Origin of the sequence: Paracoccus alkanivorans (genome assembly GCF_003697785.1) — a bacterium.
Lineage (GTDB): Bacteria > Pseudomonadota > Alphaproteobacteria > Rhodobacterales > Rhodobacteraceae > Paracoccus > Paracoccus alkanivorans.
In genome coordinates this window covers 83,237-106,359 of record NZ_QOKZ01000009.1, presented here as the reverse complement: position 1 = coordinate 106,359, position 23,123 = coordinate 83,237, and the positions used below count along the sequence as shown (strand labels likewise).

Annotated in this window: 22 protein-coding genes, 1 tRNA gene, 1 pseudogene and 1 riboswitch; of the genes and pseudogenes, 10 read left to right on the top strand and 14 right to left on the bottom strand. The window is 62.6% G+C overall.

Annotation, left to right across the window (positions count from 1 at the left end; translation table 11 throughout):
* Positions 1-506: 506 nt before the first annotated feature.
* Entirely contained in the window at positions 507-1,142 is a 636-nt protein-coding gene (locus tag C9E81_RS18830) for a recombinase family protein (protein ID WP_122113903.1), read from the top strand.
* Between the two features lie 318 nt (positions 1,143-1,460).
* On the opposite strand, the gene C9E81_RS18825 is transcribed toward C9E81_RS18830, so the two are convergent.
* From C9E81_RS18825 to C9E81_RS18815, 5 genes and pseudogenes are all read right to left on the bottom strand, one after another.
* Positions 1,461-2,798, bottom strand: coding sequence for a hypothetical protein (locus tag C9E81_RS18825; protein ID WP_122113902.1), 1,338 nt, complete (start codon positions 2,796-2,798; stop codon positions 1,461-1,463).
* 40 nt (positions 2,799-2,838) lie between these two features.
* Positions 2,839-3,030, bottom strand: coding sequence for a tyrosine-type recombinase/integrase (locus tag C9E81_RS23585; protein ID WP_166461978.1), 192 nt, complete (start codon positions 3,028-3,030; stop codon positions 2,839-2,841).
* 22 nt (positions 3,031-3,052) lie between these two features.
* On the bottom strand, positions 3,053-4,246 hold the full coding sequence (locus C9E81_RS23000) for a hypothetical protein (protein ID WP_166461977.1): 1,194 nt from the start codon (positions 4,244-4,246) through the stop codon (positions 3,053-3,055).
* A gap of 51 nt (positions 4,247-4,297) precedes the next feature.
* A pseudogene (locus C9E81_RS23705) lies at positions 4,298-4,444 on the bottom strand (DUF6538 domain-containing protein); the annotation flags it as partial.
* A 71-nt stretch (positions 4,445-4,515) separates the two neighbouring features.
* A tRNA-Val gene (locus C9E81_RS18815) sits at positions 4,516-4,590 on the bottom strand.
* Between the two features lie 160 nt (positions 4,591-4,750).
* Here C9E81_RS18815 and C9E81_RS18810 point away from each other — a divergent pair.
* Together C9E81_RS18810 and prfB are read left to right on the top strand one after the other, a co-directional pair.
* On the top strand, positions 4,751-5,617 hold the full coding sequence (locus tag C9E81_RS18810; RefSeq protein ID WP_122113900.1) for an N-formylglutamate amidohydrolase: 867 nt from the start codon (positions 4,751-4,753) through the stop codon (positions 5,615-5,617).
* A gap of 250 nt (positions 5,618-5,867) precedes the next feature.
* Positions 5,868-6,995, top strand: coding sequence for a peptide chain release factor 2 (gene prfB, locus C9E81_RS18805; protein WP_122113899.1), 1,128 nt, complete (start codon positions 5,868-5,870; stop codon positions 6,993-6,995).
* On the opposite strand, the gene C9E81_RS18800 is transcribed toward prfB, so the two are convergent.
* Complete coding sequence (locus tag C9E81_RS18800) at positions 6,996-7,601, bottom strand: GNAT family N-acetyltransferase (protein WP_122113898.1); 606 nt, start codon at positions 7,599-7,601, stop codon at positions 6,996-6,998.
* A 248-nt stretch (positions 7,602-7,849) separates the two neighbouring features.
* On the opposite strand from C9E81_RS18800, the gene C9E81_RS18795 reads away from it, so the two are divergent.
* Together C9E81_RS18795 and C9E81_RS18790 are read left to right on the top strand one after the other, a co-directional pair.
* On the top strand, positions 7,850-8,347 hold the full coding sequence (locus C9E81_RS18795; protein WP_122113897.1) for an EF-hand domain-containing protein: 498 nt from the start codon (positions 7,850-7,852) through the stop codon (positions 8,345-8,347).
* A 129-nt stretch (positions 8,348-8,476) separates the two neighbouring features.
* The gene (locus C9E81_RS18790; RefSeq protein WP_122113896.1) at positions 8,477-9,559 is read left to right on the top strand and encodes a patatin-like phospholipase family protein; all 1,083 of its coding nucleotides are present in this window, start codon (positions 8,477-8,479) and stop codon (positions 9,557-9,559) included.
* A 28-nt stretch (positions 9,560-9,587) separates the two neighbouring features.
* Here the strand turns inward: C9E81_RS18790 and betA are convergent, their stop codons facing one another.
* Genes betA through betI form a run of 3 tightly spaced genes read right to left on the bottom strand, consistent with a single transcriptional unit; the run spans position 9,588 to position 13,213 of the window.
* The gene (gene betA / locus C9E81_RS18785) at positions 9,588-11,174 is read right to left on the bottom strand and encodes a choline dehydrogenase (RefSeq protein ID WP_122113895.1); all 1,587 of its coding nucleotides are present in this window, start codon (positions 11,172-11,174) and stop codon (positions 9,588-9,590) included.
* Positions 11,175-11,204: 30 nt separating this feature from the next.
* Positions 11,205-12,650 carry a betaine-aldehyde dehydrogenase gene (gene betB / locus C9E81_RS18780; RefSeq protein WP_122113894.1) on the bottom strand — a complete coding sequence of 482 codons (1,446 nt, stop codon included), beginning with the start codon at positions 12,648-12,650 and terminating at the stop codon, positions 11,205-11,207.
* The gene (gene betI / locus C9E81_RS18775; RefSeq protein WP_122113893.1) at positions 12,647-13,213 is read right to left on the bottom strand and encodes a transcriptional regulator BetI; all 567 of its coding nucleotides are present in this window, start codon (positions 13,211-13,213) and stop codon (positions 12,647-12,649) included. Before betI ends, betB begins: the two co-directional genes overlap by 4 nt.
* 89 nt (positions 13,214-13,302) lie before the next feature.
* Between betI and choX the strand changes: the two genes are divergently transcribed.
* The 5 genes from choX to C9E81_RS18750 all read left to right on the top strand — a co-directional run bounded on the left by choX (position 13,303) and on the right by C9E81_RS18750 (position 17,998).
* On the top strand, positions 13,303-14,244 hold the full coding sequence (gene choX / locus C9E81_RS18770; protein ID WP_122113892.1) for a choline ABC transporter substrate-binding protein: 942 nt from the start codon (positions 13,303-13,305) through the stop codon (positions 14,242-14,244).
* Complete coding sequence (locus C9E81_RS18765) at positions 14,241-15,137, top strand: alpha/beta fold hydrolase (protein WP_166461976.1); 897 nt, start codon at positions 14,241-14,243, stop codon at positions 15,135-15,137. The genes choX and C9E81_RS18765 overlap by 4 nt, the downstream gene beginning before the upstream one ends.
* 63 nt (positions 15,138-15,200) lie before the next feature.
* Positions 15,201-16,049 carry a choline ABC transporter permease subunit gene (gene choW / locus C9E81_RS18760; RefSeq protein WP_122113890.1) on the top strand — a complete coding sequence of 283 codons (849 nt, stop codon included), beginning with the start codon at positions 15,201-15,203 and terminating at the stop codon, positions 16,047-16,049.
* The gene (gene choV / locus C9E81_RS18755; RefSeq protein ID WP_122113889.1) at positions 16,046-17,074 is read left to right on the top strand and encodes a choline ABC transporter ATP-binding protein; all 1,029 of its coding nucleotides are present in this window, start codon (positions 16,046-16,048) and stop codon (positions 17,072-17,074) included. Before choW ends, choV begins: the two co-directional genes overlap by 4 nt.
* 24 nt (positions 17,075-17,098) lie before the next feature.
* Positions 17,099-17,998 carry an alpha/beta fold hydrolase gene (locus C9E81_RS18750; RefSeq protein WP_122113888.1) on the top strand — a complete coding sequence of 300 codons (900 nt, stop codon included), beginning with the start codon at positions 17,099-17,101 and terminating at the stop codon, positions 17,996-17,998.
* A 19-nt stretch (positions 17,999-18,017) separates the two neighbouring features.
* Here C9E81_RS18750 and C9E81_RS18745 read toward each other — a convergent pair whose 3' ends face one another.
* The 5 genes from C9E81_RS18745 to C9E81_RS18725 form a co-directional block, all read right to left on the bottom strand.
* Positions 18,018-19,172, bottom strand: coding sequence for an iron-containing alcohol dehydrogenase (locus C9E81_RS18745; RefSeq protein WP_122113887.1), 1,155 nt, complete (start codon positions 19,170-19,172; stop codon positions 18,018-18,020).
* Positions 19,173-19,247: 75 nt separating this feature from the next.
* Positions 19,248-19,724: a 6,7-dimethyl-8-ribityllumazine synthase gene (locus tag C9E81_RS18740; RefSeq protein WP_122113886.1), complete on the bottom strand. Its 477-nt coding sequence runs from the start codon at positions 19,722-19,724 to the stop codon at positions 19,248-19,250.
* A 76-nt stretch (positions 19,725-19,800) separates the two neighbouring features.
* Positions 19,801-19,930, bottom strand: a riboswitch (FMN riboswitch).
* Between the two features lie 99 nt (positions 19,931-20,029).
* The gene (locus tag C9E81_RS18735) at positions 20,030-21,067 is read right to left on the bottom strand and encodes an ABC transporter substrate-binding protein (RefSeq protein WP_122113885.1); all 1,038 of its coding nucleotides are present in this window, start codon (positions 21,065-21,067) and stop codon (positions 20,030-20,032) included.
* The gene (locus tag C9E81_RS18730; protein ID WP_122113884.1) at positions 21,019-22,425 is read right to left on the bottom strand and encodes a sensor histidine kinase; all 1,407 of its coding nucleotides are present in this window, start codon (positions 22,423-22,425) and stop codon (positions 21,019-21,021) included. The genes C9E81_RS18735 and C9E81_RS18730 overlap by 49 nt, the downstream gene beginning before the upstream one ends.
* The gene (locus tag C9E81_RS18725; RefSeq protein ID WP_122113883.1) at positions 22,422-23,090 is read right to left on the bottom strand and encodes a response regulator transcription factor; all 669 of its coding nucleotides are present in this window, start codon (positions 23,088-23,090) and stop codon (positions 22,422-22,424) included. Before C9E81_RS18725 ends, C9E81_RS18730 begins: the two co-directional genes overlap by 4 nt.
* Between the last annotated feature and the right edge of the window lie 33 nt (positions 23,091-23,123).

Here is a 23,123-nt window from a genome sequence, read left to right as displayed (position 1 = left end):
CACAGCCTGCATCAAGTGCTTGGAATTGCGTTTGCTTGCATGAATTGATTTCACAGCACAACTCTCGCAACCCTAGATGCCCGGCATCCTCGCCAATGCGATTTTTAGAAATGGTGGCACAGGCTTGCATTTCCCGGAAGGGGAATTGATATATTTGGTTAAATTTCGGTAAACACACGAGCCCCCTCTGGGGTCCGTCTTAATTTTCCGGCGAATTTTTGCGAGGGGGCATCTCTATTCCCGCCCGCTCCAATTCTCCCCCATGGCCCCTTATGGCGCAAAGGCGTGACCGAACGTGGCAAACATCCGTTCTTCGCCCGCCCTTGAGCGGTCGGCCATCCGTCCGGCGAGGTGGGTGCCGAATGAACTGGCTCCCGCTTGACTGTCCGACAGGGTATACCCCTGCGGACATGCCCAGAGGGTACGAAAATCATGTCCGTTAGGGTTGTTTTAATCCAGCGGACATATGTTCAACCGGACACAACCCTTGCGAACAGGTTTTCAGCATGTCCCGAACGATCCTCTATGCCCGCGTCAGCACAGCCGAACAGACGCTTGACCATCAACGCAGCCAGGCCGAGGCGGCAGGTTTCCGGATTGACGAGGTAGTTGCGGACCACGGTGTATCCGGCGTCAGGGTTATGCTGGCGGACAGGCCGGAAGGCAGACGGCTGTTCGACAAACTGCGTTGCGGCGACACTCTGGTTGTCCGTTGGGTTGACCGGCTGGGCCGGGACTACCGCGACGTGACCGACTGCATCCGCGAGTTCATGCGCCGGGGCGTGGTCATACGCCCAGTCATCAATAACATGACCTTTGACGGAGCAACCCGTGACCCGGTTCAGCAGGCTGTCAGGGACGCACTGATTGCCTTCATGGCTGCAACCGCGCAGACGCAGGCCGAGGCAACCAAAGCGGCTCAGCAGGCCGGAATCGCATCGGCGCGGCAAGACCGGTCCCGCTATCGGGGCAAGAAACCAAGCTATGACGGTGTAAAGCTGGACACGGTGTTGAGCATGTCCGCAGCCGGAGCGGGCACGAGCGAGATTGCCCGAGCGGCTGGTCTGTCCCGGCAGACTGTGCTGAGGATCAGGAACGACCCGGTATCGGCCCGCGCGGCTCTGAAACGCTGGTCACTGTAAGCGGGTTTTACTGCTGTGCCTGTCGCGCTCGTCAAACCCCATGTTTTTGCTCGCAGAGCGCCGTTTCGTTCTGGATAGGTTGGGGTCGGGATAGCGTCAATGGCCTGCAAGCGGCCAAAAAATCCGGGTCTGCGGCGATTCTATGGATTGAGCCAGGGTCATGCCGGATTGTGGCGGTTGGCGGCAACGCTCATACGGTCGCGTGTATCTATCGCTTTTGCCGGATACCAGTTTGTGCTTTATCCATCGCCGCTTTCCCAGCGGCTGAAAGCTTATCTTCCCGAGTATGGGAATATATGGACGGGGGAAGGACGGGTATTACTCTATCCGGATGGGTGGCGTTTGTCCGTATCGTTTCCTGAACTCTCCGGCCATGACCGCAACCAGTTCATCCGTATGCTCACGCTGAATGATGGCGCTGTCATGCACCGGAAGCACGGGAATGCCCTGATCGGCAAAATGCATCATGACGGCCTCCATCAGATCGCTGTCTGCCCTCTGTAACCGCATTCCCACACCGGAACCGAACTCTCCGGTCAGCATCGGGAACGCGTCTCTGACATGCTGGCGGAACCGGGCTTTGGTCATGCCGTGCGGCTCTGTATCGAAGTCTTCCGGTGCTACGGTCGATCCCGTTGCGTTCAGCATCGCGTTGAAGGTTTCCTTCACGGCAGCGCGCCATGTCTTTTTGACAGCCGCACTGCCCTTTGCAGCCGAAGCCGGGACAGGTACGGGGGAATACGGATCGTCCGGTATCTCAAGCCCTCGTTCCGCGAACAGGATCGCGGGATGCAGCCCCCTGTAATCGGCCTCAATCGTCGGCAGTCCGTTGATAAGTATCAGCGGACGGATATGCTTGCGGACGCATTGCCACCATCCGCCATAGAACCTGCCGCCCTGACCGAAGGAGTTGTTATTGAAAACCCGGTACAGGTACCGTTGCCCCAACAGCGGCTCGCCCTCGAAGTCGCGACCACGACACAATGGTCCTGCGGTCGAGATATCGGCAGTGTCGAGCACCGAATTGATCACGGACAGGTTCTCGCGCATCCGCCGGGTTTCCGCCGTTTCCCGGTAGTCGGTGAGCCGCCTGCTTTCGTCTTTCAGCCTTATGGTCTCGCTGTCGGGGTGAACGTGAAAACAATCGGTGTTGTTCGCCCGGCTGCGACGAATATCCCGCCTTACCGCCACTTCAAGCCGGTAGCGCCCGACCTGCGAATGCTCCGGCAGATGGTAGCCCCGCGCCGTCCGCTCCATCAGTCCGCATTCCATGAGCGCCTTCATAGCCGTCAGAAACGCGGTCGCCGTCATGAACGCCGGATGATAGCGTTTCTCGGAATAAAGCCTGTCCTTCCCCGTCGGGATACCAACCGGCAGGCCCGCTGCCCCGGCGCTTTCAGCATGAAGCAGGTTCAGCACGATCAGCCGCAGGCAACATCTTACATTGGCAACCATGGAGGCTTTGGGTTTTCGCTGGGTGTAGCCGCCGACCCAATGCCGGAAAGCCGTCCCGGTGAGGTCTGCAGCCAGCCGGTCAATATCCACGTCACGGGTTTCAAGGCAGGGCTCGAACGCAAGCGAAGCGCCGGTCTGGTCTTCCAGACCCGCAATCATATCCCAAGTGAGTCCGAATTGCTCTTCCAAAACTGTCGGCATCAGTAACGCCCTCTTTGCCACCGGCACACAAAACGCGCCGTCAGAACCCGAACCGGTTGATCGCCGCCTGTAACTGCGCGGGCCGGAAGCCGTGGAAATAGGTGCTGTAGGTTACTCCCGGCTGCTCATGCCCCAGAATCGCCTTCACCTGCGTATCCGGCACGTCATTGCGCGACAGCAGTGTCGCCATCGTGTGCCGCAGGCTGTGAAACACCAGTTGCTCCGACTTCATGCCCAATGCGGGCAGCAGACGTTCATTGAACCATCGTCCGGCATTCCGGCCATAGCCGTTCTTCGGGCACCAGGGCTGATCGGGGAACAGCCGCTGTGATCCGCCGCTGTGCCGCTCTTCGACGAATTGCAGCACCCGCTTCAAGCAGCCGGTCATGCACCGGTACGAGGCGCTGCGAGGCGGAATTTTTCAACCGCTTGTTTCCCGCGCCGCTGGCATTGACATCGAAGAACCGGACGCCGTCGCTTTCCTTGATGTCGGCAATGTCAAGCTGCGCGATCTCGTTCAGCCGCATGCCGGTGAATATCCCGATCAACGCAATCCACCTGTGATCGTCCTTGCGCACCAGCCGGTCAGGGTTTTCGGTCAGGTGTCGGAACAGGATACCAAGCTGTTCCTCGGTGAATGCCTCCCGGCCCTGCTCCTTGACCCGCTTCGGCAGTCTGACCCGCATGCCCTGAAATATGTTCTCCTGCACGTAGCCGTTATTGGCCGCCCAGCTATAAAAGGTTTGCATATGGCTGATATAGGTATTCATGGTACGGGCAGAGATGATTTCAAACCCCTGCATCTCCAGTATCTCACTCAGCGGTTTTCCTCTTGTTCCGCTCAGCTTGTTCCGGTTCCGTGGCAATCGCATAAGCGCCTGCTTCACCTTCTGAGCGTCGGCCTTGGTGAGTGCGGCAAAGGGTTTCTGCTCAACGATTTCGTTCAGCAGGTTCAGTACCTCGCGCTTCTCGAACTCTGTCTTTGCGGCAAGGCTCGCCGTGCGCCGCGCTTCATCGAAGTACCGCTCCAGCAGGTCGGTGTTGCCGATTCGGGCAATCCCTGCGGTCGGTTCTGGCGCGGATACGCTTTGCTGCGGCGTTCCCAGTTCAATGCTATCGAAGCGTTCGGCATAATCCTCCGCCGCTGCGCAATAGGCTCCATGACCGCGCTGAATGGCCCGCAACAGCCAGTTGCGCTTGGCGGCGGTCAAGTCCTCTTCGGAAATGCCGCGACGGTCGCAGAATGCGCCGAGAATGCCGGAAGCGCCATCCGGGTCTGCCACATCAATCCAACCGTCGGTATCCGCCCCGGCAGCCATCCGGCCTGTCCGCAACGCCTCCAGCCGCGCGGCATCGGCAGGACCGTCCTGCGCGATACCGGCCTGAAATTGCTGCAACAGCCCCTGGAAATGCTGTCGCACATGTTCGCGGAGTTCATCGTAATGCATGGCCCGCGCCATAGCGGGAATTGGTAAATTTTCTCCTAACGCTGAGAGTAATCGCGACAGCCGCCGCGCAACAGCCTTGGAGCGCGTCCCCAGGGACAGCCGGATATCGCTTCGCCTGCCCTTCGGATGCAGGACCGAAGGAAGCGGCCAGCGGAAGTAAAATATACCGTGACGGGATTGGCTTAAATAGGCTGCCATGGGCATGACTGTGTCTCACCTGTGCGGCGCACCGGAGAAAAACAGCCATAAGTCATTGTGCTCAGATAAAATGGTGGGCGGTACTGGGATCGAACCAGTGGCCACTACGATGTCAACGTAGTGCTCTACCGCTGAGCTAACCGCCCATACCTTCGGTGATTCTGCCTCAATTCACGAAGAATTGCCGGCTAACCCGCCTTCGGTCCGCGTGTCTATACATATGCCGTCAACGGGTTTCAAGACCTATTGGAACAGATACGCTCTGGTCTATAAGGTAGGGGCACTCTGGACGTTGGGGAATGCCTTGTGACAAAGCCTGACATACCGTTTTCGCTGAAACGCCCGGCGCATTGGACGAACGGCGTCATATTCGCCTCGCCCCATTCGGGCAGCGATTACCCCGACTGGTTCCTTGAAAGCACGTCACTCCCGATGAATGCCCTGCGCTCGTCCGAGGACGCCTTCGTCGACCGGCTTATCGATTGCGCCCCGGAATACGGCGCAGTGGCCCTGTCAGCCCGCATGCCGCGCTGCCTGATCGACCTGAACCGGGGGGCCGACGAAATCGATCCGCTGGTCGTGCGCGGCATCCCGCGTCATCCGCTCAATCAGCGCACGATCGCGGGGCTGGGGGTGATTCCCCGCGTCGTCGCGCAGGGACGGACCATTCACAACCGCCCCATCGACCGCGCCGAGGCCGACCGCAGGATCGACGCCTATTGGCGTCCCTATCATCTGGCCCTGAGCACCCTGATCGCCGAGGCGCAGGCGAGTTTCGGGCAGGCGATACTCATCGACATGCATTCCATGCCGCATGACGCCCTGTCCCATCTGCACGGTCAGCGCCCGGAATTCGTATTGGGCAACCGCTATGGCCTTTCGGCCGCCACCCGGGTTCTGGACACGATCGCCGGCGTGATCGAGGACGAGGGCTGGAGCGTTCGCAGGAATTCACCCTTTTCGGGAGCCTATATCTGTTCGACCTATGGACGCCCGGGACAGAACGTTCATGTCGTGCAGGTCGAAATCGACCGGGCCCTGTATATGGACGAGGCCACCATCACGCCGCTCCCCGAGTTCGAGAGCTTTTCCGGCCGGCTGGCCAATGTGGTCCGCAGGCTGTCGGCATTCGATACCGGTGCGATGCCAGACGAGCGTATCGCGGCCGAATAGTTTACCTTCAAGATGAAGTAGGTCGACTACACACCAGATATACATTTTTTTTTGATGTTTCACCGATCAAGCGCAGGCGCTTTTCATTCAGGAAATCACTTGAAAATCGGGGGAGCGGGATCACCGAGGATATGACTAGGATCGCATTACATGGAATTGCCCGTGATCAATCCTGTTTGCCCCGGGCTTGTCGTGTCGCCCCGCGCGCGTTATCACCCCTGATCTGACCCAAGAGCCCCGGGAGCCGATCATGCGTGCCGAGACGCAATCCACTATCGAAGCCATCCAACGCTCGCTGAGCCTGCTGGGGCAACGGATGGACTGGCAGACCGCTCCGCACCGGCTGGAAGAGATGAACGCGATGATCGAGGCCGGCGATCTCTGGTCCGACCCGGCGCGCGCGCAGAAGCTGATGCGCGAACGGCAGGCGCTGGTCGATGCCATCGAAACCTACAAGCGGATCAGGGACGATCTGGCGGCCAACGCCGAGATGGTCGAACTGGCCGAGGCAGAGGGTGACGAAGAACTGGTCGCCGAGGCAGAAGGCAACCTGAAGGCGCTGGCCGAAATGGCCGCGAAAAAGGAGCTGGAGGCGCTGCTGAATGGCGAGGCGGATGCCAATGACACCTTCCTCGAGATCAACGCCGGCGCGGGCGGCACGGAAAGCTGCGATTGGGCCGCGATGCTGGCCCGAATGTATGTGCGTTGGGCCGAGAAGAAGGGCTACGAGGTCGAGCTGATGAGCGAAAGCGCCGGGGAAGAGGCCGGGATTCGCAGCGCCGCCTACCGGATCAGCGGGCATAACGCCTATGGCTGGCTCAAATCGGAAAGCGGCGTGCACCGGCTGGTCCGTATCAGTCCTTTCGACAGCTCCGCGCGCCGGCATACCTCTTTCAGTTCGGTCTGGGTCTATCCGGTGGTCGATGAGAATATCGAGATCACCGTGCCCGACAGTGAAATCCGCATCGACACCTACCGCTCCTCAGGCGCGGGGGGACAGCATGTGAACACCACCGATTCGGCGGTGCGGATCACCCATATTCCCACCGGGATCGTGGTCACGAGCTCCGAGAAGTCGCAGCACCAGAACCGCGCCAACGCGATGGCGGCGCTGAAATCACGGCTTTACGAGATGGAGCTGCGAAAGCGCACCGAAAGCATCCAGGCCCAGCATGACGCCAAGGGCGACGCGGGCTGGGGCAACCAGATCCGGTCCTATGTGCTGCATCCCTACCAGATGGTGAAGGACCTGCGCACATCCGAGGAAACCAGCGATACGCAAGGTGTGCTGGATGGCGACCTTGACGCCTTCATGGCGGCCACCCTGGCGATGGATGTCGCGGGCAAGAGCCGGGCCGAGGCGCAATCCGAAGATTGATCATCCCACCGGCAGGCAGGGAACATGCGGCGCTACATGTTCCGGCAGCAGGCCGCTCAATCGCGGATCGGGGATGATCTCGACCTGCCGCCGGATCGGGATGAAACCGGAGCGACGGTAGAAATCCACCGCGCCGGGATGATCCATCGTGCAGGTATGCACCCATAGCCGGGTCAGAGGCCGGGCCCAGGCCAGTTCAAGCGCCCGGTTCATCAGCCAGCGTCCCGCGCCGCTGCCGATGAGTTCCGGGGCAAGGCCGAAGAACGCCAGCTCGCATTCACCCTCGGCCCGGAAATCCAACTCCAGCAGTCCGGCCCCTTTCGGCGCCGTCAGCCTGCGGATCTCGACCTTGGGATCATGGATGATTGCCACCAGTTCCTCATCCGTCATCATCAGCCGCGAACACCACAGCCAGTCCTCGCCCACACGGCGGAACAGTTCGCGATATTCGTCCGGTGACGGGTCGTGCCATCGTTCCAGCCGCCAATCCCCTGTCCCGCGTTCGGGACGCGAGGGCGGCGCACCGCGCATCTCGAACGAGGTTACCACGGTTGCGACCGTCCCGGGCGGGGTGTCGTGATAGCCGGGGGTCAAGGCCGATTTCATTGCGATATCCTTCCTCTGCGCTCTGCCCTTGCGCGGCAACCTAACCTATTCGCGGGAAGAGTGAATAACGGTTTTCCTGCGATCTCTCAGCGTGCCTTTGGCTGAAATCGGCCAAGAACTCGTCGCACTTCAAGCAAGATTGCGCTCAAATCATCCATTCTCCCGACACATGGGAACATGCGGTTGTGGTGCCCGGTTAGGCTCGTGGACAAAAACTTGTCGAGACAAAGAACATCAAGGAGTTCAACATGAAACCAATGATCAAAGCCGGCATCATCTCTGCCCTGACCGGCCTGGGAGCCCTGGCGGTGCTGACCCCTGCATATGCCGCCGGTTTCGCGGAACTGGATGCGAATGCGGATGGCCAGCTTGACGCGGCCGAGCTGGAGGCGAGCTTCGGCGTTCATGCCGAGGCCACGCTGGAAGCATATGACAGCGATGGCGACCAGATGATCAGCGTTGCGGAGGCCGAGGCGATGGCAGCAAGCTCCGCGGCGGCATCGGCCGAGGGCGCAGCCACCGCAGCCGATAGCGCGGCCACGGCGGCGGAAACCGCAACCACCGAGGCGACCGAAGGACTGGCGACCGCCGGCAGCGCAGTCACCGGTGCCGCAGAAACCGGCCTCTCGACGGCTACCGAGGCCACGGAAGGCGCGGCTGAGGCCGTCGGAAACGTTCTGCCTACGGCAGAGGCTGACGTCGAAGCGGGCGCATCGGTCGAGGCAGGCACGGAAGTGTCGAACTGATCGTTTTTCGATCCGCACAAGTTGGCTCCGATCGGGCTACCCGGTCGGAGCCTTTGCCTTTTCAATGCCTTGTGGTTCGATGCAGCCCGGCATTATGGTGCATCTGAGTAATCAGTACTGGAACCGGGGATGAAAGAGAAACATGTCAACCTGGCCCTGCAGGGCGGCGGTGCGCATGGTGCCTTTGCCTGGGGGGTTCTCGACCGGCTTCTGGACGAAAGCTGGCTCAGGATCGCGGCAATCACCGGCACCTCCGCAGGCGCATTGAACGGCGCGGCACTGAAAGCCGGGCTGTCGCGGTATCAAGGCGCCAAGGGCCGGCGGGCGGCACGGGAAAATCTCGACAAGCTCTGGGGCGAGGTCGGGGAAATCTCGGACAATAATGTCGTGCGCTGGATGCATTCCCGCATGCCAATGCCGCGCGGGCTTCACCGCCTGACCGAGATGTTCTCTCCCGCCGCATGGCTGGACAGCATAACCCGCATCTTCAGCCCCTATGATTACGGCCCCTTCTATGTGAACCCGCTGGCGGCGGTTCTGCGCGAATTGCCCTATCCGGATTTCAGCACCGAAGAGGGGCCGGAATTATTCGTCGCGGCGACGAATGTGCGCACGGGACGCATGCGTGTATTCACGGGCCGAAGGGTGACACCCGATGCGGTGATGGCCTCGGCCTGCCTGCCGAGCCTGTTCCGCGCGATCGAGATCCGCGACCCCGAAACCGGAGAGACGGACGCATTCTGGGATGGCGGCTTTACCGGCAATCCGGCCATGTTCCCGCTCTATCGCTCCCATCTGCCACGCGATATCGTCATCGTGAATATCAACCCGATGATCCGCGACTGTGTGCCCAGAACGCCGGTGGAGATTGCTGACCGCGTCAACGAGATCAGCTTCAATTCCGCGTTGATGGCCGATCTGCGGGCGATCAACTTCGTCAAGAAACTGGATGCCGAGGATCGCCTGGGTGACCGGGCGATGAAGGTTCCGCTGATCCACATGATCCTTGACGACACGCTGATGAACAACCTGTCCGCGCGCTCCAAGATGATGCCGGAGCCTGGGATGCTCGCACGCATGAAAGAGGCCGGGCGCGTGGCCGCCGACAGTTTCCTGAACGATCATGCCGATGCGCTGAACAACAGCGATACGGTGGATCTGTCGGCAATGTTCACCGGGGTCACCGTCGGGCAACCGGGGAAGCCTTCTTGATCTCGCGGCCCCCTGCCCGGTCGCGGGGCTATCCTTTCAGGATGTGATCGGCGGCCTTTTCTCCGATCATGATCGAGGGACCGTTGAGGTTGCCATTGGTGATGCGCGGAAAGACCGAGCTGTCGGCCACGCGCAAATTCCCGGCACCGATAACGCGAAGCTCGGGATCGACCACGGCCATTGGATCATCCGGCTGGCCGATCCTGGCGGTGCCGCAGGGATGAAACGCGGATTCGGCATGTTCGCGGATGAAGGCGTCGATCTGTTCGTCGCTTTGCACATCGGCACCGGGCTGGATCTCGTCACCACGATATTCCTCGAACGCCTTCTGGCCGAAGATCTGACGAGTCAGGCGCACGCAGGCGCGGAATTCCTTCCAGTCATCGGGATGCGACATGTAGTTGAAGCGGATTTCCGGCGCATCCACCGGATCGTCTGAGACCAGCCGGATGGTGCCGCGCGATTTCGACCGCATCGGGCCGACATGAGCCTGGAACCCATGCCCCTTGGCCGCCGCCTTGCCGTCATAGCGCACCGCCAGCGGCAGGAAGTGATACTGGATATCCGGATAGTCGATATCCTCGCCCGAACGGATAAAGCCACAGCTTTCGAACTGGTTCGACGCGCCAAGGCCGGTCTTTTGCAGCAGCCACTCGATCCCGACCCGGCTTTTGCCCAAGAGGTTGTAATAGGTATACAGGCTGACCGGCTTCAGCGCCTTGTATTGCATGTAGATTTCAAGATGGTCCTGCAGGTTGGCCCCGACACCCGGCCGGTCGGCCAGCGGCGTGATGCCATGTTCGCGCAGGTGATCCGCAGGGCCGATACCCGACAGCATCAGCAATTTCGGCGTATTGACCGAACTGGCCGAGATGATCACCTCGCGCCCCGCGGTGATACTCTCGATCCGGCCCTTGCGCTCGACCTCGACGCCATAGGCGCGGTTGCCGTCCAGCAGGATACGGCGGGCAAAGGCGCGGATCACCTGTAACCGGCCGCTCTTGCGGGCCGGGCGCAGATAGGCATTGGCGGCGGACCAGCGGCGGCCCTTCCAGATGGTCGCCTCCATCGGGCCGAAACCCTCCTGATGCTCGCCGTTGTAATCATCCGTGCGCGGCCAGCCAGCCTGCGTGCCCGCTTCGATGAAGGCGTTGAACAGCGGGTTCTTGCGTTTGCCACGGGTGATATGCAGCGGGCCGCTGTCCCCGCGCCATTCCGAGACGCCGCCATGCCATGTCTCCATGCGCTTGAAATAGGGCAGCACATCGTCATAGCCCCAGCCCGTCGCGCCGGATTCCTTCCAGTATTCAAAGTCCTTGCGGTTCCCTCGTACGAAAACCATACCGTTGATCGAAGAGGAACCACCCAGCACCTTGCCCCGTGGCGTGACCAGCCGCCTTCCTCCCAGATGGGGCTCGGGCTGCGACGAGAAACCCCAGTCATAACGGGGCATGTTCATCGGATAGCTGAGAGCGCCGGGCATCTGGATGAAGGGGCCGATATCGCTGCCCCCGAACTCGATCAGGGTGACGCTGCGGCCCGCCTCGGTCAGCCGATAGGCCAGTGCGCAACCGGCACTGCCTGCGCCGATGATGACATAATCGGATTGGCTCATTGCTGCATCTTTCCAGAACGGCAGGGCAGATCAGTAGGGCGCGTCAACGCCACCCATGCCCACATAGACGGATTTAAGTTGCGAATAATGCTCGATCGCAGCGGCGGAATTTTCGCGGCCCAGTCCCGACAGCTTGACGCCGCCGAAGGGCATTTCGACCGGCGTGAGGTTGTAGCTGTTGATCCAGCAGGTGCCCGCCTCCAGCCGCCCGACGACGCGATGGGCGCGGCTCAGATCCTGCGTGAACACCCCCGCCGCAAGCCCGAATCCGGTCGCATTGGCGCGGCGGATCACCTCTTCCTCGTCATGGAAGACCAAGGTGGTCATGACCGGGCCGAAGATTTCGTCGCGGGCAATGGTCATCTCGTCCGACGCATCGATGAAAACCGTCGGCGGGACGAAGGCGCCCTCGCCCGGCCCGCCGCAAAGAAGCCGCGCGCCCTCAGCCTCCCCCGCCGCGATGGCGGCACGAATTTTCCCGGCCTGCACGGGGCTGACGATGGGGCCATGCTGCGTCTCGGGATCCAGCGGGTCGCCCATGCGGACATTGCGGACACGCTCGGCAAGGCGATCGAGAAAGGCTTCGCGGATACCGTCTTGCAGAAACACCCGCGTCCCGTTCGAGCAGATCTGCCCCGAGGAATAGAAATTCGCCAGCACCGCCGCGCTGACCGCATGCTCCAGATTGGCGTCGTCGAATATGATCAACGGCGACTTGCCGCCAAGTTCCATGGTGACATGGCGCATCCCCTCGGCGGCGGCGGTATAGACCCGGCGTCCGGTGGGCACCGAGCCGGTCAGCGAGACCTTGGCAACATTGGGATCGGTGGTCAGCGCCGCGCCGACCTGTCCGCGCCCCTGCACGACGTTGTAGAGCCCTGCGGGAAGCCCCGCCTCCAAGAGGATTTCCGCCAGTTTCAAGGCGCCAAGGGGCGTTTCCTCGGAGGGCTTGAAGACCATGGCATTGCCCATGGCCAGGGCCGGAGCGGCCTTCCAGCAGGCGATCTGGCTGGGATAGTTCCAGGCCCCGATACCCGCGCAGACGCCAAGCGGCTCGCGCCGCGTATAGGCCCAGTCCTGTCCCAGGGGGATCATCTGGCCGGTAATCGACGCTGCCAGCCCGCCAAAGAATTCCAGCGCCTGCGCCCCCGATTCCCAATCGGCCACCAATGTTTCCTGAATCGGCTTGCCGGTATCCAGCGTTTCCAGCCGCGACAGTTCCTTATTCCGTTCGCGGATGATCGCGGCGGCACGGGTCAGCACCCGGCCTCGTTCGACCGGCGCCAGCGCGGCCCAGGCAGGCTGCGCCGCCGCCGCGACCCGGCAGGCATGGGCAACCTGATCATCTGATGCCTCGCGCAGGCTGGCGATCTCTTCGCCGGTATAGGGATAGAGAACCGGCAGCGTCGCGCCCTCGCCCTCCACCGGGCATCCGTCGATGAACAGGCTGGCGGCGGGTTGGGCGGTCGGACTCATGCAAGGGCCTCGTCAAGATAGTCGTTGATGATGTTCAGCGCAGCCGCGCCATCGGTCGGCCCCCGGGTCAGCACCGCCCGCAGATAGACGCCATCGATCAGCGCTCCCAATGTGTCGGCGATATTCGCGGGATGATCGGTCAGGGGCCGCAGCGCCACGATCAGATTCGACCGCAACCGGCGATGATAGACCCGCAACAGGCGGCCCGCCTGTTCATTCAGCAGCGAAAGCGCGTAAAAATTGAGCCATGCGCTGATCACTTCGCGCTGGAAATTCTGCGGCGCGAAACTGGCGGTCACGATAGCGTCCAGCCGTCCGCGCACACCCTGCCCCGGCAAGGCCGCGAGCACGGATTTTCCATATGTTGCAAGGATATGGCGCATCGCCGCCAGGAAAATTTGTTCTTTCGAGCCGAAATAGTGATGGGCCAATGCGGGAGACATGCCGGCGGCGCGCGCGATCTGCGCCACCGTCACGTCCAGTGATCCCGCCCGCCCCACTTCGGCAATGGCGGCGTTGATTAAGGCGGCTTTTCGGATAGGTTCGGCCCCAAGTTTCGGCATCTGGATATCCGTTGTCGGAGTTTTCGGTTGCTTTTGCAGTCTAACCAATCTTTAATTGACTGGTCAATCAAGAACACAGGGAGCAAATAATGACCCTTACCCGTTTCACTGCCGTTCTGGCGCTGACAGCCGCCACCACCACTGCCGGCCTCGCCCAGGAACCCGAGCAGTGCCAGGAGATCGTCTTCTCGGATGTCGGCTGGACCGATATCACCGCGACGACCGCTCTGGCCACGACCGTGCTGCAGGCGATCGGTTACCAGACCGAGACCAAGATCCTGTCGGTGCCGGTCACCTACACGGCCCTGTCCACCGATGATGTCGATGTGTTCCTCGGCAACTGGATGCCGACGATGGAGGCCGATATCGGCCCCTATGCCGAGAACGGCACCGTCGATACTGTCCGCACCAACCTGACCGGCGCCAAATACACGCTGGCCACCAACAAGGCGGGTGCCGATCTGGGCATCGATGATTTCGGCAAGATCGCCGAGCACAAGGACGAACTCGACGGCAAGATCTATGGCATCGAACCCGGCAATGACGGCAACCGCCTGTTGCTGGAGATGGTGGCCGGGGACAAATTCGGGCTGGGCACTTTCGAGGTCGTCGAATCGAGCGAGCAGGGGATGCTGGCGCAGGTGTCGCGCGCCGACAACGCGAACAAGCCGGTGGTCTTTCTTGGCTGGGAGCCGCATCCGATGAATGCACAGTTCGAGATGACCTATCTGACCGGCGGCGACGATGTCTTCGGCCCCAACCTTGGCGGCGCCGAAGTCCGCACCAATACCCGCGCGGGCTATGTCGAGGAATGCCCCAATGTCGGGAAATTCCTGCAAAACCTGGAATTCACGCTGGAAATGGAAAACGAGGTCATGGGCAAGATCCTGAATGACGGCCAGGATCCCATGGATGCCGCCAAGGAATGGCTGCAGGCCAATCCCGAGGCCGCGACCCCATGGCTGGATGGTGTGACAACGGCGGATGGCAACGATCCGCAAGGCGCTTTGAACGAGGCGCTGGAGGGATGAGGCTGGCATTCGCTGCCCTTGTCGCGGCGGCAGCCCTGCCATTCGCGGCCCTGGCCGGGCCACCGGATCAGGCAGGCTGGGACGCCGCACGCAAGACGGTATCCGTCGGCCCGGAACTGGTCGCCGGATATGTCGAACTCGGCGCGCCTCCTGCCGAGGCCGAGGGTGTTCCGGTGGTCCTGGTCCATGGCTATACCGATAACAGCCGCAGTTGGTCGCTGATGGCCCCGGCCTTGGCTGAGGCATTGCCCGGCCGCCGGATCGTCGCGATAGATCTGCGTGGCCACGGGATCTCGTCGGCTCCCGATTGCTGCTACGGCCCGGCCGATCTGGCCTATCATGTCGCAAAGGCGATGGATGGGCTGGAGATCGGGCAGGCCGATCTCGTCGGCCATTCGCTTGGCTCGATCACCAGCGCCTACCTGGCGGCGACGGAACCCGAAAGGGTCAACCGGCTGGTGCTGATCTCCAGCACGACACGGATGCCCGCCGAGCCGACGCAATGGCTGTGGGACAATGTTCCCGGACTGCCCGAAAAAATCGATCCCGACAGCCAGTTCATGCGCGACTGGTTCTCGAATCCCAACCCGATGCCGGCAGAATTCCTGGACCGCGAACGGACCGAGGGGGCGAAGGTTCCGCATCACGTCTGGATGGGCGTCCTGCAATCACTCAGCGCGACGGACTGGACACTTCTGGCACCGTGGATCGAAGCGCCGGTCGCCGTTCTCTGGGGCGATCAGGACCCGCTGTTCGGCAAAGAGACGCAAGATTGGCTGCAAGACGCCTTACCCGACGCGACACGCCTGACCTATGAGGGTGCGGGCCATAACATGTTCTGGGAACAACCGGACAAGCTTGCGGCGGATATCGCCGCTTTCCTGCAGCAATAGCAAGACCGGGCGCGCCGTATCCGGGCGGAGCGGCGCTGGTCCAAGCAAGCGAAAGGACATCCGATGGAAGAGCTGACCTCCCTGGTCACCGACAACAAGATCCCGGTAGGAAACACCGCAAAAACGGTTTTCGACTGGCTGAACGCGAATGCGACATGGCTGTTCAATACCGTGGCGGGCGTCATGGAATGGCTGATCGGCCGTATCCTCGCGGCACTGGAATATCCGCATCCCTTCCTGTTCATCGCGCTGGCGGTGGCACTGACATGGGCCCTGCAGAGAAGCTGGAAGACCTGCCTGCTGATCGGGCTGGGCCTGCTCTTCGTGCTCAACCAGGGCTACTGGGAAGAGACGCTGCAATCGCTGACCCTGGTGCTTGCGGCCTGCATCGTCTGCATGGCGATCGGGGTGCCGATCGGCATTGCCGCCGCCCACCGCCCCCGGCTTTACGCGTGGATGCGCCCGGTGCTCGACCTGATGCAGACCCTGCCGACCTTCGTCTACCTGATCCCGGCCATCGTGTTCTTCGGCATCGGCATGGTGCCGGGCCTGCTGGCCACGGTGATCTTCGTGCTGCCCGCGCCGATCCGGCTGACGCAGCTTGGCATCAGTTCGACCCCCGAACCACTGATCGAAGCGGCAACCGCTTTCGGCGCGACCCCGCGGCAGCTTTTGTGGAAGGTGGAATTGCCGAGCGCCCTGCCCCAGATCATGGCCGGGCTGAACCAGACGATCATGCTGTCGCTGTCGATGGTGGTCATCGCGGCGCTGGTCGGGGCCTCGGGCCTTGGCGTGCCGGTGGTGCGGGCGCTGAACAGCGTGAATACCTCGCTCGGTTTCGAATCGGGCTTCGTCATCGTCATCGTGGCGATCATGCTTGACCGGATGCTGCGGATGGAGGGCCGGAAATGAACGAGCAATCACCAAACGCCGTCGAATTCGACCGTGTCTGCATCGTCTTCGGCAACAGGCCCGAAACCGCCCTGCCGTTGATGGACCAGGGCCAGGAACGCGGCGCGATCAAGGCCGAGACCGGGCAGGTCCTGGGTGTCCATGATTGCAGCGTGAATGTCCGGCAGGGCGAGATACTCGTGCTGATGGGCCTGTCCGGTTCGGGCAAATCCACCCTGCTGCGCGCGGTCAACGCGCTCAACGATGTTTGCCGGGGCGAGGTCCGTGTCTGGGACGGCGGCAAGATGATCTCGGTCACCGGTGCCGGCAAGCGCTCGCTTCGGGACCTGCGCTTGCGCCATGTGGCGATGGTCTTCCAGCAATTCGGCCTGCTGCCATGGCGCACCGTGCGCGAAAATGTCGGGTTGGGCCTGGAACTGGCTGGAATATCCGCCCGGGACCGGCAGGATCGCGTGGACCGTCAGCTTGAAACCGTGGGCCTCACGGAATGGGCAGAGCGCAAGGTCGGGGAATTGTCAGGCGGCATGCAGCAGCGTGTCGGACTTGCCCGCGCCTTCGCGACCGAAGCCCCGATCCTGCTGATGGACGAGCCGTTCAGCGCGCTCGATCCGTTGATCCGCGCCCGCCTGCAGGACGAGCTTCTGGAACTGCAGGCCAAGACAAAGCGCACGATCATCTTCGTCAGCCATGACCTGGACGAGGCCTTCAAGCTGGGCAACCGCATCGCGCTTATGGAGGGTGGCCGGATCGTCCAGATCGGCACCGCGCGCGAGATCATCGCCAATCCGGTCAATGATTACGTGGCCGATTTCGTGGCTCATATGAACCCGCTCGGCGTGCTGACCGCCTCTGATATCGCGGAACCGGGCGAGGCCGAGGGCACACCCGTGCCCGCCGACATGCCGGTCCGCGAGATCATGGGGCTTCTGGCCGACGCCCCGCAGGGCACGGTCCCGGTCGAGGGCGGCGGGTGCATCACCCGCGACGCGGTATTGGCCCGGCTGATCGATCCGCGCGGCAAATAGGACTGCACGACAGGAGGAGACAGCATGTTCGAGGGCTTCACCGAGGAATACGTGCCGGTCGGCGAAGGCCGGATCTTTCTGCGTCACGGAGGCCATCCCGAGGGCCCACCCGTGCTGCTCCTGCACGGTTATCCGCAAAGCTCGGCAATGTGGCATCGGGTGGCCCCGATCCTGGCCCGTGACCACCGGGTGATCTGCGCCGATCTTCGCGGTTATGGCCGGTCGCACAAGCCGCCATCTGACCCGGATCATGCGGCCTATTCCAAGCGTGAGATGGCACGCGAACTGGTCGAGGTCATGCAGACCCTTGGTCATGACAGTTTCCATGTCGGCGCGCATGACCGGGGCGCGCGGGTCGCGCATCGGATGGGGTTGGACATGCCCGGGGCCGTGCGCTCCATGCTGCTTCTCGACATTGCGCCGACGCGCGAAATGTATGCCCATACCGATGCCGCCTTCGCCACGGCCTACTGGCACTGGTTCTACCTGATCCAGCCCTGTCCCCTGCCCGAGAACCAGATCGGGCTGGACCCGGAAGGATTCTGGAAAGCCAAATGCATCAACCAGGCCGGCGGCAAAAATCCCTTCGCGGCAGAGGCGCTTGCGGAATATCTTGCCGCCTTCAGGGATCCCGCCTGCATCCATGCCAGTTGCGAGGATTACCGGGCGGCAGCGACGATCGACCAGCAGCATGACGATGCCGATCAGGACCGCAAGCTGACCGTGCCGCTGCAGGTTATCTGGGCACGGAACGGGGTGATCGGGAAATGTTTCGATGCTCTGGCATTGTGGCGGCAGCGCGCAGAAACGGTCGAGGGTGAGGCGGTGGATGCCAGCCATTACATGGCCGAGGAAATCCCCGAGGATATCGCCCGCCGCATGTCCGCCTTCTTTGCCCGGCATCAGGAAAAGGGCTCCGCGTAGACAGGCGAACCGCACCCCCTTATTCCGCCGCCTCCATGATCCCGCGCAATGTCGCGGCGGACAGAACCGCCGGATTGGCCTTCATCGATGACGAGCTTGCCGCCGCCTCCGCCGCCGCGTGCTGCGCCTGAATATCGACGCCGAGCCCCGTCAGCGAGGCAAGTCCATTGGCGCGCGACCAGCCTGCCAATGCATCCGCCGCCTGCCTTGGCCCCGCATCCGGAAGGTCGAAAGCATCGCCGATCCACACCGCCACCTCGTCCAGCCGCGCAGCATGCGCCCGATCCGTCACGGCGTTCCGGTTCGCAGCCAGCACATGCGGCAAAAGCACTCCGCAAATCGCCCCATGCGCCGCCCCGGTCAACCCGCCAATTGGCCCCGCCAGCCCATGCACCGCGCCAAGCCCCGCATTCGCCAGCGCCAAACCACCACAGAGACTGACCCATGCCATCTCGTCGCGCGCCTGCGCATCCTCGGTCTCCATCAGGCGGCGCAACGCCGCCAGCCCGCGCGGAATCGCATCACGGCACAGCGCATCGGTCAGCGGATTGGCGCGGGTGCAGACATAAGGCTCGATCACCTGCGTCACCGCGTCCAGCCCCGAGGCCAGCGTCACGGCACGCGGAGATAGATCGGTCAGCGCCGGATCGACGATCGCCAATCGCGGCAGCATCCGCGCGTCCCGCAGGCTGACCTTGCGGCGATGCTCGGGCACACCGATCACCGCGTTGCGGGTGACTTCGGCCCCGGTGCCCGCCGTGGTCGGCATGGCCACGAAGGGTAACGGCGGATGGTCCAGCGGCAGACCCCGCCCCACGACCTCCAAATGATCCAGCGTCGGCCGTGTCGCGGGAACCAGCGCGGCGATGGCCTTGCCCGCATCGATCACCGCACCGCCGCCGATCCCGGCAACGACCTGCACAGCGGCCGAGCGGGCCGCCGCGACGCCCGCCTCGATCATCGCCATGTCGGGCTCGGCCGCAACCCGGAAATCAGTCACCTCGCAGCCTGCCGCCATCAGGTCACGTCTCAGCCATTCGCTGCGGGCGGGATTGCTGCCATGAACAAGCAGCACCTTTTGACCCAAGGCAGCGATCCGGAAGGGCGCAGCGGCAGCCTGACCGCGACCGAACAGGATCTCGGTCGCGGTCGCAAAGGCGAATGGATTCGGCATGGTACGGGTCCTTCCGATAGATGTCGTCCCGAAGCGGATAGCCAATCCCGGTCCGCCGGTGTAGACCCGTCGCGATCAGGCGACCGCGGCGCGATCCTCTGCGGCCAGTTCCGCGTCCAGCGCCAGAACCTGACGAACAGCCTCGGCAGCCTCGCGGCCTTTCTTGACGAAATGGTCGCGGAAAAAGGCGGTCATCACCTCGACCTCCTGGTAATTATGCGGCGTCAGCGAGACCGAGAAACAAGGCACCTCGGTTTCCAGCCCGACATTCATCAGCCCGGTCACGACCGCGCCGGCCACGAAATCATGGCGATAGATGCCGCCATCGACGACGAACGCCGCCGCGACGACCGCGTCGTATTTGCCGGTCTTCGCCAGTTTCTTGGCCAGGAGCGGCATCTCGAGCGCGCCCGGCACGTCGAAGGCGTCGATCCGCGCTCCGGGGATGATCCGGGCAGCCTCTTCGGTAAAGCCTTCATGGGCACGGTCGACGATATCGGCGTGCCAGCGGGCCTTGATGAATGCGATGCGGGGGGTGGTCGTCTTGGTCATCGTTTAGGAACCTTCCGTTCAATTGCGTCAGGTCCCAGAGCATGAGCCATGACCGGCCCATGGGAAGGGTATCGGCCACGGTTCTCTTCCATCCGGACTATACCGTCGGCCCCGGAATTTCACCGGATCTGCTGACCCTTCCCAAAGGAAGGCGCTCGCGGGCTATCACCGCCGGTGGGGAATTGCACCCCGCCCTGAGAACGGGAATCGCTTAGCATATGGAATCGGTCTCGCCAAGAGAGATCACGCTGTTCGCAGCCCGGACAAAAGTCGGACAAGACCCGCTGCCGTTGGCGGTCAAGAGGTCAGGGCTGAACCATCGCCGCATTCCATTCGGCCAGCAACCCCGCCTTTCGCAACTGGTCGTCATAGACCAACAGCCCGGTATCCAGCCGAATAGGGCGCAGATGGATCGAGGGTTTCGGTCCCGTGCCCGGAATCAGCGCGACATTGGCGCTGGCCGCGATCTTGCGTTGCGCCGGCTCCGACAGCAGGTAGGACAGAAGGTCGGTGGCGCCCGCCGGGTTGCGCGCATTGGACGGCACCAGTGCCGAGCGAACGATCGCCAGCGTGTAATCCTCCAGCGCGACGCGGACGATATCGGGATCGTCCGGCGCGAAACGCGCGGCATAGCTGGCCACGACATTATAGGCGACGGCAACCCGGCCCGCGCGCAATTCGTCGATCATCCCGCCCGAACAGCAGAACAGCCGGGCGTTCAGGCGTCCCATGACCTCGGCCAGACGCCAGAAACTTTCGGATTGCTGGCTGTCCTGCGACATCAGGAAATAGCCGACACCGGATTCCTGAGGGTCGTAGCTGGCGATACGCCCGTTGAAACGCGCCGGATTCTCGCGCAGCATCGCGATCAGGTCGCGCCGCGTTCTTGGCACCGGCAGATCGCCAAGCCCCTGCCGTGACGCCAGCGTCACCACCGGCTCCAGCCCGACGCCGAAAAGCTGATCGCGCCAGCGCGCCCAGTCCGGCAACCTCCCGGTTTCGGGCGAAATCGAAGCTGCAAAGCCGTCATTGGCCAGCTTCATCTGCAGATCCATGGCCGAGGACATGACCAGATCGAAAACCGCACCCTCGTCGTGAATGGCGCGGAACACCTCGACACTGGCGGCCTGCTCGTAACGGATCCGCTGTCCCGGATGGCTGGCGGCGTAATCATCCAGCACCGGGGCGATAGAGGCCAGGTCGGTGGTGGACAGCACGGAAATCTCGCGCCCGCCGTCGGGGCCGAAGTAACGCTTTTCCTCGATCTCGTAACCAGCGGCCGGGAATGCCAGCGTCAGGAAGAAGATGACGGATCGGACAGCGGCAAGGACAGGCGCGCGCATGTGCCCCTCTCTGGTCGGGATTTCAGGATAAAGCGGCCGCCATGCGCGACCGCGACTTCGTTCACGATGGTCAGGCCAAGGCCCGAGCCGACAATATCACCGACATTGCTGCCCCGGCGAAAGCGAGCGGTCAGGTCCTCGTCTCCGGGGCCAAGCCCCCTACCCTCGTCCAGCACCGACAGTTCGGCCATGCCGTCATGCCGGATCAGGGAGAGATGCACCTCTCCCTCCGCCCGCGAATATTTCAGCGCATTGTCGAGTATGTTACGCAGGGCGACCTCGATCATCCGCTCATCACCCGGAACGAGACAAGGCGAAGCGAGCCCCTCGACATGTATCTCGATCTCGCGCATTTCCGCCACGGGCCGGATCGAGCGCAGCACCGCGCCGGACAATGCCGCGAAATCGACGGGCGCGGCAGAGAACTGGTCGCTGCGATACAAGACCATCGCGTGATCGAGGATCTGGCTGGCCGAACGGCTGCTTTCCCCGATCGCGCGGACCATCCGGCGCAGCCGCTGACGGGTCGCCTCGTCCGTTGTTTCGGCCAGTGCGATCTCGGCCTCGGTGCGAACCAGCGAGAGCGGCGTGCGGATGCGATGGGCGGCCTCGAAGATAAAGGTCTCGGCCAGCGCAAGCGCACCCCGCAGCCGCGCGATGAAGCCGTTCAGGGCACCTACCAGCGGCAGCAATTCCCGCGGCGCCGGATGACGAACCGGCCGCAGGTCATGCGGGCCGCGCCGGGCGACCGCCTCGGCCAGACGATCCACCGGGCGAATCACCGCGCGCGCCGCCCAGAGCGCCAGCGGCAAGGCCAGCATGAAAAAGCCCAGCCCGATCCATACTGAACTGCGGGCCGTTTCCCGGGCGATTGCCGCCTGTCCATAGCGGGTCTGTCCGAGAGTTACGGTAATTTCCTCGACCTGCGCATCCACCAGCACCCGGCGCGAAATCGCGGCCATGCGCAACCGGTTGCCCCGGTAATCCGCATCCCAGAACACCGGGGAAAGATCGCCGGGAATCTCGGGCGGCAGTGGGAGGTTATCATAACCGGTGATCAGCCGTTCTTTCGTGGTCAGGCTGTAGAATACCCGCTCATCCCCCATCGCGCCCAGCATCGAGAATGTCGCATAGGGCAGATCGAGTTCCAGCCCCTCGTCCACAGCCCGTAACCCGTCGCCGATCGATATGACCGCAGCCTCCAGAATCGCGTCCTGACTGGCGCGGGAAGCGCGCTCGGCCGCGAAACGGACGGCGAAGAACAGCGCCAGGACCAACAGCCCGGACAGCGCCACGAACTGCCAGACCAACCGCCTGCGCAGCGAAAAGCGGGCCTGACGTGCCGTGCGGGGTCTCATTCCGGGATCAGCCGGTATCCGACTCCGCGCAGCGTTTCGAGCCGCGCCCCGGAACCCTCCAGCTTGCGCCGCAGCCGAGCCACGTAAACCTCGATGGCGTTGTCGCTCACCTCTTCGTCGAATGAAAACAGCCGGTCGATGAGATGGGCCTTGGAAAAGGCCTGGCCGGGTCGCGACAGCAGGATCTCCAGCAACCGCAACTCCCGCGCCCGCAATTCGCGCTCCTCCTCACCGATGGTCAGGGTCGCGGCAAGGGCATCGAAGACAAAGCCCGCGTAATGCTGCCGGCTATCGGCCACCCCGGCATGGCGGCGGCGCAGAACCGCGCGGCAGCGGGCCTGCAGTTCGGCGAAATCGAAGGGCTTGGTGATATAGTCATCCGCGCCCTGATCCAGCGTATTGACACGGTCACTGACCGAGGCGCTCGCGGTCATCATGATGACGGGCGTATCACGTCCGGCCTTTCTCTCCTGGCGGAGAAAATCCCTTCCATCACCATCAGGCAATGAAATATCCAGCAAAATCAGATCGTAAGGCGCGGATTCAAGAAACTCTCCAGCCTCGGACAAACTCGCGGCCCGATCAACGCCATGCCCGTCCATCGCCAACCGCGAAGCCACCGCAGCCGCCAATTCATCACTGTCTTCGACCAACAGAAATCGCATTTGTTCAACTTTTGGGCAGCACGTGACAGGTTC

Bases quoted from the DNA above. Each gene is read 5' to 3' on its own strand.
- C9E81_RS18830 (WP_122113903.1), top strand. From the start codon at position 507: ATGTCCCGAACGATCCTCTATGCCCGCGTCAGCACAGCCGAACAGACG.
- C9E81_RS18825 (WP_122113902.1), bottom strand. From the start codon at position 2,798: ATGCCGACAGTTTTGGAAGAGCAATTCGGACTCACTTGGGATATGATT.
- C9E81_RS23585 (WP_166461978.1), bottom strand. From the start codon at position 3,030: ATGAAGTCGGAGCAACTGGTGTTTCACAGCCTGCGGCACACGATGGCG.
- C9E81_RS23000 (WP_166461977.1), bottom strand. From the start codon at position 4,246: ATGCATTACGATGAACTCCGCGAACATGTGCGACAGCATTTCCAGGGG.
- prfB (WP_122113899.1), top strand. From the start codon at position 5,868: ATGCGTGCCGAGACGCAATCCACTATCGAAGCCATCCAACGCTCGCTG.
- C9E81_RS18800 (WP_122113898.1), bottom strand. From the start codon at position 7,601: ATGAAATCGGCCTTGACCCCCGGCTATCACGACACCCCGCCCGGGACG.
- C9E81_RS18795 (WP_122113897.1), top strand. From the start codon at position 7,850: ATGAAACCAATGATCAAAGCCGGCATCATCTCTGCCCTGACCGGCCTG.
- C9E81_RS18790 (WP_122113896.1), top strand. From the start codon at position 8,477: ATGAAAGAGAAACATGTCAACCTGGCCCTGCAGGGCGGCGGTGCGCAT.
- betA (WP_122113895.1), bottom strand. From the start codon at position 11,174: ATGAGCCAATCCGATTATGTCATCATCGGCGCAGGCAGTGCCGGTTGC.
- betB (WP_122113894.1), bottom strand. From the start codon at position 12,650: ATGAGTCCGACCGCCCAACCCGCCGCCAGCCTGTTCATCGACGGATGC.
- betI (WP_122113893.1), bottom strand. From the start codon at position 13,213: ATGCCGAAACTTGGGGCCGAACCTATCCGAAAAGCCGCCTTAATCAAC.
- choX (WP_122113892.1), top strand. From the start codon at position 13,303: ATGACCCTTACCCGTTTCACTGCCGTTCTGGCGCTGACAGCCGCCACC.
- C9E81_RS18765 (WP_166461976.1), top strand. From the start codon at position 14,241: ATGAGGCTGGCATTCGCTGCCCTTGTCGCGGCGGCAGCCCTGCCATTC.
- choW (WP_122113890.1), top strand. From the start codon at position 15,201: ATGGAAGAGCTGACCTCCCTGGTCACCGACAACAAGATCCCGGTAGGA.
- choV (WP_122113889.1), top strand. From the start codon at position 16,046: ATGAACGAGCAATCACCAAACGCCGTCGAATTCGACCGTGTCTGCATC.
- C9E81_RS18750 (WP_122113888.1), top strand. From the start codon at position 17,099: ATGTTCGAGGGCTTCACCGAGGAATACGTGCCGGTCGGCGAAGGCCGG.
- C9E81_RS18745 (WP_122113887.1), bottom strand. From the start codon at position 19,172: ATGCCGAATCCATTCGCCTTTGCGACCGCGACCGAGATCCTGTTCGGT.
- C9E81_RS18740 (WP_122113886.1), bottom strand. From the start codon at position 19,724: ATGACCAAGACGACCACCCCCCGCATCGCATTCATCAAGGCCCGCTGG.
- C9E81_RS18735 (WP_122113885.1), bottom strand. From the start codon at position 21,067: ATGCGCGCGCCTGTCCTTGCCGCTGTCCGATCCGTCATCTTCTTCCTG.
- C9E81_RS18730 (WP_122113884.1), bottom strand. From the start codon at position 22,425: ATGAGACCCCGCACGGCACGTCAGGCCCGCTTTTCGCTGCGCAGGCGG.
- C9E81_RS18725 (WP_122113883.1), bottom strand. From the start codon at position 23,090: ATGCGATTTCTGTTGGTCGAAGACAGTGATGAATTGGCGGCTGCGGTG.